The organism is Pseudalkalibacillus sp. SCS-8, from assembly GCF_040126055.1.
GTDB classification, from domain to species: domain Bacteria; phylum Bacillota; class Bacilli; order Bacillales; family Fictibacillaceae; genus Pseudalkalibacillus; species Pseudalkalibacillus nanhaiensis.
On the sequence record NZ_CP143541.1, the window covers coordinates 2373865 to 2385616 of the forward strand.

General features: G+C 43.3%; 11 protein-coding genes. All 11 read right to left on the minus strand.

Translation table 11 applies throughout. From position 1 onward, the window contains the following. Window positions 1-133: 133 nt before the first annotated feature. Window positions 134-1255: an RNA polymerase sigma factor RpoD gene (gene rpoD / locus V1497_RS12430; RefSeq protein WP_349407859.1), complete on the minus strand. Its 1122-nt coding sequence runs from the start codon at window positions 1253-1255 to the stop codon at window positions 134-136. Window positions 1256-1287: 32 nt separating this feature from the next. Next, window positions 1288-3099, minus strand: coding sequence for a DNA primase (gene dnaG, locus V1497_RS12435; RefSeq protein ID WP_349407860.1), 1812 nt, complete (start codon window positions 3097-3099; stop codon window positions 1288-1290). Window positions 3100-3155: 56 nt separating this feature from the next. Continuing rightward, window positions 3156-3617: a DUF188 domain-containing protein gene (locus tag V1497_RS12440; protein ID WP_349407861.1), complete on the minus strand. Its 462-nt coding sequence runs from the start codon at window positions 3615-3617 to the stop codon at window positions 3156-3158. A 365-nt stretch (window positions 3618-3982) separates the two neighbouring features. Next, window positions 3983-4801 carry a pyruvate, water dikinase regulatory protein gene (locus V1497_RS12445; RefSeq protein ID WP_349407862.1) on the minus strand — a complete coding sequence of 273 codons (819 nt, stop codon included), beginning with the start codon at window positions 4799-4801 and terminating at the stop codon, window positions 3983-3985. A 45-nt stretch (window positions 4802-4846) separates the two neighbouring features. Continuing rightward, window positions 4847-5494: a helix-turn-helix transcriptional regulator gene (locus tag V1497_RS12450; RefSeq protein WP_349407863.1), complete on the minus strand. Its 648-nt coding sequence runs from the start codon at window positions 5492-5494 to the stop codon at window positions 4847-4849. 196 nt (window positions 5495-5690) lie between these two features. After that, the gene (gene glyS, locus V1497_RS12455) at window positions 5691-7775 is read right to left on the minus strand and encodes a glycine--tRNA ligase subunit beta (protein WP_349407864.1); all 2085 of its coding nucleotides are present in this window, start codon (window positions 7773-7775) and stop codon (window positions 5691-5693) included. Further along, window positions 7768-8652 carry a glycine--tRNA ligase subunit alpha gene (gene glyQ / locus V1497_RS12460; protein WP_349407865.1) on the minus strand — a complete coding sequence of 295 codons (885 nt, stop codon included), beginning with the start codon at window positions 8650-8652 and terminating at the stop codon, window positions 7768-7770. The genes glyS and glyQ overlap by 8 nt, the downstream gene beginning before the upstream one ends. Window positions 8653-9413: 761 nt before the next feature. Further along, the gene (recO, locus tag V1497_RS12465) at window positions 9414-10157 is read right to left on the minus strand and encodes a DNA repair protein RecO (RefSeq protein ID WP_349407866.1); all 744 of its coding nucleotides are present in this window, start codon (window positions 10155-10157) and stop codon (window positions 9414-9416) included. A 34-nt stretch (window positions 10158-10191) separates the two neighbouring features. Then, complete coding sequence (locus V1497_RS12470; protein WP_349407867.1) at window positions 10192-10341, minus strand: YqzL family protein; 150 nt, start codon at window positions 10339-10341, stop codon at window positions 10192-10194. 109 nt (window positions 10342-10450) lie between these two features. Further along, window positions 10451-11359: a GTPase Era gene (era, locus tag V1497_RS12475; RefSeq protein WP_349407868.1), complete on the minus strand. Its 909-nt coding sequence runs from the start codon at window positions 11357-11359 to the stop codon at window positions 10451-10453. Then, complete coding sequence (locus V1497_RS12480; protein ID WP_349407869.1) at window positions 11352-11750, minus strand: cytidine deaminase; 399 nt, start codon at window positions 11748-11750, stop codon at window positions 11352-11354. Before V1497_RS12480 ends, era begins: the two co-directional genes overlap by 8 nt. Window positions 11751-11752 lie beyond the last annotated feature (2 nt).

Here is an 11752-nt window from a genome sequence, read left to right on the forward strand (position 1 = left end):
AAGGACAAGAAAGTCGGAAATAAAAAAAGAGACTGACCCAATTAAGTCTAACCCCTCGTCCTTAACAACATTTTGAATGATAAGCAAAATGCTGTGGTGGAGGTGTTTGACTTGGTCAGCCTCAATAATCGTCCTATTCTAAGAAATCTTTCAAGCGTTTACTACGACTTGGATGACGCAGCTTGCGAAGTGCTTTTGCTTCGATTTGACGGATACGTTCACGTGTGACCCCGAATACTTTACCGACTTCTTCAAGGGTTCTTGTACGGCCATCGTCAAGACCGAAACGGAGTCTCAATACATTTTCTTCACGGTCAGTCAGCGTATCCAATACATCTTCAAGCTGTTCTTTCAACAATTCGTATGCAGCTGCATCGGATGGAGCAAGTGCCTCTTGGTCTTCAATGAAATCACCAAGATGTGAATCATCTTCCTCACCAATTGGTGTTTCGAGGGAGACTGGCTCCTGAGCAATTTTCAGGATTTCTCTCACTTTTTCCGGTGAAAGCTCCATTTCCTTCCCAATCTCTTCAGGTGTTGGTTCACGCCCGATATCCTGCAAGAGTTGTCGCTGTACCCTGATGAGCTTATTAATCGTCTCTACCATATGAACTGGAATACGGATCGTTCTTGCCTGGTCAGCTATCGCACGAGTAATCGCTTGGCGGATCCACCAGGTTGCATAGGTACTGAACTTATATCCTTTACGATAGTCAAACTTCTCTACCGCTTTGATCAATCCCATGTTACCTTCTTGGATGAGATCCAGGAACAACATCCCTCGACCTACATAGCGTTTTGCTATACTTACAACCAATCGGAGGTTCGCTTCTGCGAGACGACGCTTCGCTTCCTCATCCCCATTCTCAATCCGTTGTGCGAGACTGATTTCATCATCTGCCGATAATAGATCGACACGACCGATTTCCTTCAAATACATCCGTACTGGATCATTGATCTTTACTCCAGGAGGTACACTCAAGTCGTTTAAGTCGAACTCGTCATCCCCACTCTTGACCACTTCTTGAATATTTGGGTCATCGCCATCCTCTTCGACAATCTCAATTCCTTGATCACCCAAATACTCATAAAATACGTCCATTTGGTCCGAGTCTTGTTCAAATGGGGCGAGTTTATTGGTAACTTCATTATAAGTGAGAACGCCTCTTTTTTTACCGAGTTCAACTAATTGTTCTTTTACTTGATCGATGGTTAATTCACCTTCCGCTTCTTGGCGATTAGGTTTCTCAGCCATACGATCCCCTCCTTCCATACTTCTAACTTCGATTAACTCTTTAAAGCTTTTTTCAGTTCCACGATTTCCATCGCGATCCGTGCAGCCTCAACCATGTCCTGTTCGCGTTCTGCACGTTTCTTGTCTTTCTCTCTTTCTTGTATTTCAAGCAATTTAGGATACTTCTTCACTTGCTTTACATAATCGTAAAGCTCTTGATCAGATATATCCTCATTGATTGTCAGCATTGCTAATTCTGTGACCACCTGTTTCAAACGCTGGTCGTCGATCCTTTCAAGAAACATACTGATATCAGGGGTATTCCCTTCCGCATAGTACGCATACAAGTAAGCCGAAATTGCACTGTATTCGTCTATGTTGAAAGCTCCACCCAGAAGCTCCTCCACTTTTTCAGCGATACTTACGTCCTTTAGCATATGGGCAAGTAAAATCCGCTCAGCATTGTGGAAGGCAGGAAGAAGTCGTGATGGTTGACCGATATATTTCTTAGGGTTATTCTCCCTATTTCGACCATCCTTATCCTTTTTCCTCTTCTGATCCATGAAAGCCTGATATTGTTGTTGTTTCAAAGCATCAAGAGAGAGATTGAATTCATCCGCCAGCTGTCGTAAGTAATGATCTCTTTCTACAGCTTTGGGGAGTTTTGCAATTTCATGTAATATCTCTTCGATATAGCGCATCCGTTCTCCTTCATCTTGGAGGTTTTTTCCTCTGCGCATGAATTGCATTTTGAAAGCCATTACCGTCAAACTTGCCCCTATTACATCCTTTTTAAACCGGTCTCCTCCGTGTTTTTGGATATAGTCATCAGGGTCCATTCCTTGAGGCATCTGTGCAATTCTCACATTGCAATTCACCTTTTCAATTAATTCCGATGCCCTGAAGGCTGCATTGATTCCCGCTTGGTCAGAGTCATAACAGATGATGACAGTCGTGACGTTTCGACTTAACAAACGGGCTTGCTCTTCTGTGAGTGATGTCCCTAACGTCGCCACACCGTTCGTCAGCCCGGCTTTCCAGGCAGCAATCACATCTACATAGCCTTCAAACAGAATGGCCTTATCTTCTTTTCTCATAACAGGTCTAGCCATATGGTAACCGTAGAGTGATTTGCTTTTGTGAAAAATTTTCGTTTCTGGACTGTTCAAATATTTCGGTTCACCCTCACCAAGAATCCTTCCGCCAAAAGCAATGTTCTTTCCTTGGGAATCCCAAATGGGGAACATTATCCGATTACGGAAACGATCGAAATACTTGCCATCGAATTCACGCCTAGCCAGAATCCCAGCTTCCTGCATTGTAGCTAGTGAATAATTCCGCTTGTGCAGGAATGATGTAGCAAACTCCCAAGAATCTGGAGCATAGCCGATTTGGAAATGGTCGATCATTTCTTCGGTGAATCCTCGGTTAAGCAAGTACTCTTTTGCTTTTTGCCCGTATTCGGTATTTGTTAAACAATGGTGGTATAACCTTGCTAGTAACCCATGCCCCTCCCGCATTGTCTCCTTCTCTTTGGAGGCTTGGTCATTCTGGTTTGGTGTGTCCAGCTGGGGAAGTTCGATACCGATACGATCAGCGAGGTTTCTTATCGCTTCAATAAAGGAAAAGCCTTCTAATTCCATCAAGAATGAAATGACATTTCCACCTTTTCCACATCCAAAACATCTATAAATCTGTTTTTCTGATGAAACAGAGAAAGAAGGTGTATTCTCATTATGGAATGGACATAGCCCAAAATAATTACGTCCTTGCTTTTTCAGCTGGACATATTCACCTACCACTTCGAGAATGTCATTCGATTTTTGTATTCGTTCAATTGTCTCTTCAGGAATACGTGCTCCCATGCTATCACCATTCTTTACTGTTCTCGTCTAATTTAAAACAAAAAATGAGAAGATGGTCACCGTTTTAAAGGGTCGAATAGTTGTTTGAAATTTCGAATGAAATTTTGGACATCTTCTTGAGTAAATGGTGGTGGCCCTTTTGTCCGGTAACCGGAACGCCTCAATTTGCTTGAAAAGTATCTGGACTCCAACAAGGTCGGCATTTCCTCTTCCGTAAATCGCTTCCCTCTTGGTGATATCACCTTTACACCTTTGGATACGAGTAAGCTGGCTAAGCCATGGTCCTGGGTGATGACGACGTTCCCCTTAATCGAATGGTTCACGATGTACATGTCAACCGATTCTGGTTCAGAATCAACAAGAATCCACTCTGCACTTTGATATTGATCTGTCGCATGACTGTATGAGGCAATAAAAAAAACCTTGTACTCATAGAAATTCGAGATTTCAAGGATTGCTTTCTTTATTTGGTTCGGACATGCATCTGCATCAATCAACACATTTCGAGTATTCTTCATGTATTTGTATTTCTACATCCTCTCAGCGATTCCTTCTCAATCACCAATGTTTTATATTTCAGAATATTGTCGAATCCTTAACCATAGTATACCCAAATTGTCAAGTTTAATAACTTGACCAGGGTACAAACACACACAATACGATATTATAACGCATTTATAGACAGATGACTATCATTTTGCACCGGTTATTTTAGTTATTTCGACAAATCCTGCACAATCCCTTCAATAAAAAAAGATGGATGTGAACAAATCATGACGATTTCATAAAGGCATTCGTCTTTTCCCATTGAAAAGAAGGGGCTGACAGACAAATTGTTGTCAACCCCTTCACTTTATGTGCTGAATCTTTTCTTTATACCTATTTAAATACGGTTCTTGTGGATATTCAAAATATAATTCGCCGTTTCTTCGACTGCCTTGTTAGATACATCTACAACCTTACAACCTAGCTTATCGACGACCTTATCGAAATACTCCAGCTCCGCTTTGATCCGATCCATATTTGCGTAATTCGCCTGATCATCCAGCCCAAGTGCTTTCAAGCGCTCCCGTCGTATGTCGTTCAGCTTTTCAGGACTGATCCTCAGCCCGTAACACTTGGATTTAGAGACTTGGAATAATTCTTCCGGAGGCTCCACTTCAGGTACAATCGGCACATTGGCCACCTTCAACCGTTTCAAGGCAAGATATTGGGAAAGTGGTGTTTTGGATGTACGAGATACACCTACCAAAACAATATCTGATTTGAGAATCCCCCGTGGATCCCGACCATCATCATATTTGACAGCGAATTCGATCGCTTCCACTTTACGGAAATATTCCTCGTCCAACTTATGAACAAGACCAGGTTCATTTCGTGGAAGCTTTTTAAAGATATCGGCCATTTGATTAATCATCGGTCCGACGATATCAATTGCTGGTACCCCTTCACTTCCTGCCTTCTTTTCCAGGTGCTCCTTTATTCTCGGAATGACGAGTGTATATCCGATGATTGCATGATTGTCTTTCGCTAAGGCAACCACTTCATTTATGGTTTGTTCATCCTCCACATAGGGAACACGTCTGATTTCGATGTTGGTTGAATTGAATTGGCTGGCTGCAGCTTTGACCACAAGTTCAGCTGTTTCTCCAACAGAATCGGAAACGACATAGACGATCGGTCGTTGTATGTTCTCTGTCATATGTACCTCCTTATCCATTTGATTGTTTCGAACGATTCAATATAATTATATGATTGCATCACCTGAGAAATCGACCAAAGCCTTTGTGATATTGGTTTTCGTGATCCGACCGATTACTTCATAGGCATCTTCGTCATCGGTACCTTTGATGACTGGTACAGCATCAATCTGTTTATCAATAAGCTTTTCAGCGACTTCAATCAGATAATCTTCTTTCGTACAGACCGTAATGTTCGGCATACGGGTCATAATGATACTGACAGGAATTGAATTGAGCTCCTGATTCCCCATGCTTGCACGCAACAAATCTTTTCTGGATAACACACCTGCCAATTTTGCTCCTTTATCGACGACAAACAACGTACCGACATCTTCAAGGAACATCGTACATATCGCATCGTAAACCGTCGAAGCCTCTTGGACGACGACCGGTAGGGATAAGTAATCTTTCACTTTAATTTGACGGATTTTTTCTGTAAGCAATTGTGCACTTGTTTTTCCTGTATAGAAATAACCGACACGAGGGCGCGCATCCAGGTACCCTGCCATCGTCAATATGGCCAGATCCGGCCGAAGAGTTGCTCGGGTCAAATCCAATTGTTCAGCAATCTGTTCTCCCGTTATTGGTCCATAATCCTTGACGATTTCTACGATTTTTTCTTGCCTTGCATTCAGTTCGATTGGTAACACCACCTTACTGCCCTATATGCTATACTCTTTTCAATACATTATATCCTATATAATAGCTGAATAGGAAGTATTTCAAAATAAATGTGCTACATTCTCTAATTAGTAAAGCATATTAGGGGGGATGTACCGCCTGCTTCTGCTATCAAAAGCATCACGTTACAAAAAGGAAAACGAAGACCCGTCAAGGTCTTCGTTTATTTTATTGAAATACTAACTGGTTGAAATCCGCAAAGGACTTGATGAGTTTTGAGAGTTCTCTCATTTGTGCCTGACGATTTTGACGAAGTGTTTCATCCTCTGCATTCACCATCGTATGATCAAAATACTGATCGATCTCCTCTGACAGCTGCATGAGTTCGTTATAGAAGACTTCAACTTCCTCAGGCTGTTGAACACCCTCACCAGCTCGTTTACAAGACTGGAACCGTTCATATAAGGCTTTCTCTTCCTTATTCTCAAACATCTCCGGTTTGATTTCAGGCCCGTCCTCAGGTAGATTTTTTGCAATGTTAAGCACTCTTGTCAACGAATCGTTCTTCTCTTTGAAGCCTGGATCTGATAATCCGCTCCTGAGTACTTCAGCTCTACGAATGAGCATATCGACCTGGCCGATTTCCCCTGTCAGAACAGCATCTATGACATCGTACCGGATACCCTGGTCTTGAAGAATCGTCTTCAACCGGATTGTAAAGAACTCAACCAGTTGTTGATAGACTTCGGAACGATCCTTTTTCAGCAGTCCGCGTAGTTCATAGTCATCCAGGACAATGTTCAACAGGTCTTCCATTGAAACAGGCCAGCCTTTTTGAATCAGAATCTGCAGTACTCCTGCCGCCTGTCTTCGTAGTGCATATGGATCCTGTGAACCTGTTGGGACGATGCCGATACCGAAGCAGCCGACAATCGTATCCAATTTATCCGATACACTAAGGACGGATCCTACTACGGTACCAGGAAGTTCGTCCCCAGAAAACCTCGGCTGGTAATGTTCATTTACAGCTGCCGCGATAAGTTCATCCTCACCGAAGATTTTGGCATATTTCTCACCCATTACGCCTTGCAATTCCGGAAATTCATATACCATTTGCGTAACGAGATCGAATTTACAAATTTCTGCAGCCCTTTGAATGGAAGCACTGGATGATTGATCGAGTTGAAGCAAATTCGTCGTGCGATCTGCCAAGGTTTTGATTCGCTGGATTTTGTCAGCGATTGTACCTAATTCCTCATGGAACACGATTGATTCAAGTCGTGCGAGATAATCATCAATAGACTTTTTCTTATCTTCATTGTAAAAGAATTGAGCGTCTTTCAGGCGAGCGCGCAGGACTTTTTCATTCCCTTTTGCGACATTTTGGAGATGGGTGTGATCCCCATTGCGTATGGCAACGAAAAACGGCTGAAGCTCACCTGATTTGTTTTGGACAGGGAAATAACGCTGATGTTCCCTCATGGAAGTGATGAGAACTTCTGAAGGCAATTCCAGAAATTCTTCATCAAATTTCCCGTGAAGGGCTGTCGGATATTCAACGAGGTTGTTCACTTCTTCAAGCAAGCCTTCGTCTACCGGAATGACCCAGCCCTCTTCTTCCTCAAGGTTCTCGAGTTGATTTTGAATTGCGTCCTTCCTCTCTTTGGAATCAGCAATGACGAACTGACCAAGCAATTCAGTCGGATACTGAGCCGGAGATTCAATTTCAATCTCTTCACCTAGGAACCGGTGACCGAATGTTTTGCGGTCTGCTTGGACACCTGCTACTTCAAGATGAGGCACCTCTGTTCCGAATAGGAAGAGAATCCATTTAATCGGACGCACAAACTTGAAATCCCGGTCTCCCCATCTCATATTCTTAGGGAAGTGAAGGCTCTGTATGACTTGATCAAGTTCAGGAAGCAACTCCATCGTATCAATTCCGGATGTGTGCTTTTGTGCAAAGACATATTCCGTATTCTTCACTTCTTTGAAATAGAGATCCTCTGGGGCAACACCTTGTCCTTTAGCAAATCCGATCGCCGCTTTCGACCAATTCCCCTCATCATCTAAAGCGATTTTTTTTGCAGGACCTCTTAATTCCTCTTCCTTATCTTCTTGTTTATCAGCGACATCCGTCACTTTGACAGCAAGCCTTCTCGGTGTTGAATAAGGAATGACTTCACCGTGTGCAATACGGTTTTCAGTCAGCCAAGCAGCAATTTTATCTGAAAGCTGATACATTGCGTCTGTTACGAAACGCGCCGGCATTTCCTCCAAACCGAGCTCAAGCAGAATATCTTGTCTATTCATCACGATCAGCCTCCTTCACCATTGGAAAACCTAACTGTTCTCTTTGATCGTAATAGGCTTTCGCACACTTTCGAGCCAGATTTCGCACCCTGCCGATGTAACCTGTTCTTTCTGTAACTGAAATGGCACCCTTCGCATCAAGTTGATTGAATGCGTGAGAACATTTCAACACATAATCATACCCAGGAAAGACAAGCTGTTGTTCCAATGCTCGTTCTGCTTCTTTTTCATACGTTGCAAATAGATCAAACAGCATATTTGTATCGGATACTTCGAATGTATATTTCGAGTGTTCAAATTCAGGCTGGTAATACAAGTCATGGTAGGTAATGCCGGAATGCCATTCGAGATCGAATACATTCTCTTTGTCTTGTATGTACGAAGCCAGCCTTTCAATACCATACGTAATTTCTACGGATACTGGTTTCGCTTCCAGCCCTCCTACCTGTTGGAAATATGTGAACTGCGTGATTTCCATACCATCAAGCCACACTTCCCAACCTAGACCTGAGGCTGATAACGTTGGCGCTTCCCAATTGTCCTCAACGAATCGAATATCATGCTCTAAAGGATCGATACCGATTTCCTTGAGGCTTTCCAAATAGAGTTCTTGGATATTGTCTGGAGAAGGCTTCATCACCACTTGAAATTGATGGTGTTGATACAACCGGTTAGGGTTTTCCCCATAACGACCGTCAACCGGTCTTCGGGATGGTTCAACATAAGCGACATTCCATGGTTCAGGCCCGATGCTCCTAAGAAAGGTCATTGGATTCATCGTTCCCGCACCTTTCTCCACGTCATAAGCCTGCATGACAAAACAGCCTTGGTCTGCCCAATAACGCTGTAAAGTTAAAATCATGTCTTGTAAGTTCATTGCGCACCTCCATAGTTTATTCTTTTTTCAATCCTGGCGTGGTCTAGAGTCTAATACATAAGCTCTGTTAAAGTATGGTGTTAATGTCAGCTTCAGGCGGACGCTTTCCGCGGGTTAAGAAATGCGGAATCGCCTTGTTCAGGTGCGATAAAGAAAACTTGGCGATGACAAGCCTTAGCGAAGGCTGAGCCTTAGTTGCCCTTATGCTTGTAGTGCAAGCGCTGGAGATTCCTTATAAAAAACACCTTTAGTGTTTTGAAGGAATCGAAGCGACCTCGAGCACCTAGGCGATGGAGCTGGACAGACGCTTCAGCCTCCTCACTTCCACAGGATGTGGTGGCTTCGACGTTCACCACAGGACGTGGTGGTAGTTAGTCGAAAAACCTTAATTTCTCGCTCTGCGGGGTCTTCAGCTGTTGCTTTTCCCGCTGGAGTCGCCGCCTTACGCTTCTGTTTTCTTAAAAATCAACGATATAAAAGCTAACAGAGCCAAAACATAAAAAACTCCCGTTCCTATGCCAAGACTTGACATAGGGACGAGAGTTCACCCGCGGTTCCACCCTATTTGAAGGCTTCCCAGTATGGGTCCCCTTCCACTTTATTGGAATGCTCCTGAGCGCCATTCCTTACTCCTCGATCCCCAGCTTGCACCTTCCTGGGGTCGCTTCTATCAAGGGTGGTAAGTACTCCTCTCAATCAACGCATTTTACATTTCATTTTGTTGAAAGTATCATAATGGTTTTTGTTGAATTTGTCAACATTCACTCAAATGCTTGGATTTGATCCAAGAATCGTTTGGATTTCAATCGGATCCCTGTATATTCATCCACGTAGGTCGTTAAAATCCGCTGCAAGACTTCCTTCGTTTCATTTTTCACAGAAACATTGCCAAGCCTAGCAATATCGATATGATAGAAAAGATTCAACAACCTGGCAGTTTGTGTGGATAATGGGGCAGAATGCGGATCGGCATGCCTGCATTGCTGACAAAGGAAACCACCTTCACCAATTGAAAAGGAGAAATTCCCTTCCCGCTTCCCGCATATGACACACCGATCGACTTGGGGTCCTACACCTGAAATCCGGAGCATTTTCATTTCAAAAATTGCTTTCAAAATATCAGGGTCGATCCCTTCATCCAAATAGTTGAGTGAAAGGGAGAGAAATTCAAACAACGCACTCGAAGGCTTATTCTCTTCTACGACCTTGTCTAGAAATTCAACCATATAAGCTCCATAAGCCGTTTTTATGATATCTTGTTTGATACCTCGATACGAATGGATAATTTCACCCTGACTCAAACTCCCCAGTCCACTTCCTTTTTGAATAAGGAAGTGAGCATGTGTGAAAAGCTGGGAAACAGAAGAGAGGCGACTCTTTGTCTTCTTCGCCCCTCTCGCCATTATGCCCATCTTGCCAAAATCCTTTGTATACACTGTCAATACTTTGTTCGATTCTCCGTAATCGGTCGTACGGATGACGATCGCTTCCGTCTTGATTAACATCTCCATCACCGCCGCAAATTCAGTGTAGGAGTAATCAAAGCTCAGTCTCTATAAAATCGCCTTTCCTTCCTTCAACTTCCAACACTTCAGGTGAAAAATCGTCTTCCTCTTCGAGTTCTTTCCACAACAGATACGTGTCGATGTTTCCAGTCTCGCAAAACAATTTCCAGGTAAAGTCCCTCATGGAATATCTCCACCTTCCGAAAGAAATAAGCAATCTATATGATTATCATGGCCTTGATCATCCAATTTAATGTTATGGAATTTTTGACAATTTCAGCTTCTCACAAGAATCAATACGTGTCGTCGCTAAATCCGAGATCCTTCAAATTGAACGCTCGGTTCCGCCAATCCTTCTGCACCTTCACCCAAAGCTCTAAATAGACCTTTGAACCAAGTAGATGTTCGATATCCTGTCGTGCAAGTGAACCGATTTTTTTGAGCATGCCGCCCTGTTTACCGATAAGGATCCCTTTTTGAGATGAACGTTCCACGACGATTGTCGCTTGAATGTCGACAATGTTTCCATCATCTCTCTGCTTCATTTGATCGATGACAACTGCAACGGAATGCGGTACCTCTTCTCTCGTAGAATGAAGCACTTTCTCACGGATCAATTCTGAAACGACAAAACGCTCAGGGTGATCTGTCACCTGGTCTTCAGGATAATACTGCGGTCCTTCCTCCAGATAGTTCTTGATCTGATCCATCAGGGTCGTGACATTGTTGCCGTTTATCGCAGAAATCGGAACGATCTCAGCAAACTCAAGCTTCTCACGATATTGCTCAATGATCGGCAATAAATCGTCAGGGTGGACTTTATCAATTTTATTGATGACGAGGAAGATCGGACTCTTCACGTTCTGAAGACGATCGATGATGAACTGATCTCCTCGGCCGTATCCTTCTTCAGCATTAATCAAAAATAGGATCATGTCGACTTCATTTAAGGTCTCTTGAGCGATCCGCGTCATGAAATCGCCTAATTTATGCTTAGGCTTATGAATCCCTGGCGTATCGATAAAGATGATCTGTTCTTCATTCGTCGTATAAACACCTTGAATTTTGTTCCGCGTCGTTTGAGGCTTGTCACTCATGATCGCGATCTTTTGGCCAAGCACCTGGTTAAGCAAGGTCGACTTACCGACGTTCGGGCGTCCGATGATGGATACGAATCCTGATTTGAATCCTTCTCTACTCATTGAGATCCTCCGGAGAAAAGGCACCTGGAAGTAATTCGCTCACCTTTATCTCTTGAAGATCGCCCTTCAAGTTCGTTAGATAAACGGTCATGGATGGAGGGCATAGCTCAGAAATCACTTGCCTGCAGGCACCACAAGGTGGCACTGGGCGTTTCGTGTCCGCTACGACAGCAAGAGCCTTATACGATTTATCCCCCTCAGAATACGCTTTGAACAAAGCTGTACGTTCAGCACAGTTACAAAGGCTGTATGCCGCGTTTTCAATGTTGGCTCCTCTGTAAACTTTTCCGTCTTCAGATAAGAGGGCCGCTCCGACCTGAAATTTTGAATAAGGTGTATATGCAAATTTCCTAGCTTCAATTGCTTCTTTAATTAGTTCTTCTTTATTCAACT

Coding starts and splice junctions, on each gene's coding strand:
- rpoD (WP_349407859.1), bottom strand. CDS start 1,255: ATGGCTGAGAAACCTAATCGCCAAGAAGCGGAAGGTGAATTAACCATC.
- V1497_RS12445 (WP_349407862.1), bottom strand. CDS start 4,801: ATGACAGAGAACATACAACGACCGATCGTCTATGTCGTTTCCGATTCT.
- V1497_RS12470 (WP_349407867.1), bottom strand. CDS start 10,341: ATGAGGGACTTTACCTGGAAATTGTTTTGCGAGACTGGAAACATCGAC.
- era (WP_349407868.1), bottom strand. CDS start 11,359: ATGAGTAGAGAAGGATTCAAATCAGGATTCGTATCCATCATCGGACGC.
- dnaG (WP_349407860.1), bottom strand. CDS start 3,099: ATGGGAGCACGTATTCCTGAAGAGACAATTGAACGAATACAAAAATCG.
- V1497_RS12440 (WP_349407861.1), bottom strand. CDS start 3,617: ATGAAGAATACTCGAAATGTGTTGATTGATGCAGATGCATGTCCGAAC.
- glyS (WP_349407864.1), bottom strand. CDS start 7,775: ATGAATAGACAAGATATTCTGCTTGAGCTCGGTTTGGAGGAAATGCCG.
- glyQ (WP_349407865.1), bottom strand. CDS start 8,652: ATGAACTTACAAGACATGATTTTAACTTTACAGCGTTATTGGGCAGAC.
- recO (WP_349407866.1), bottom strand. CDS start 10,157: ATGTTAATCAAGACGGAAGCGATCGTCATCCGTACGACCGATTACGGA.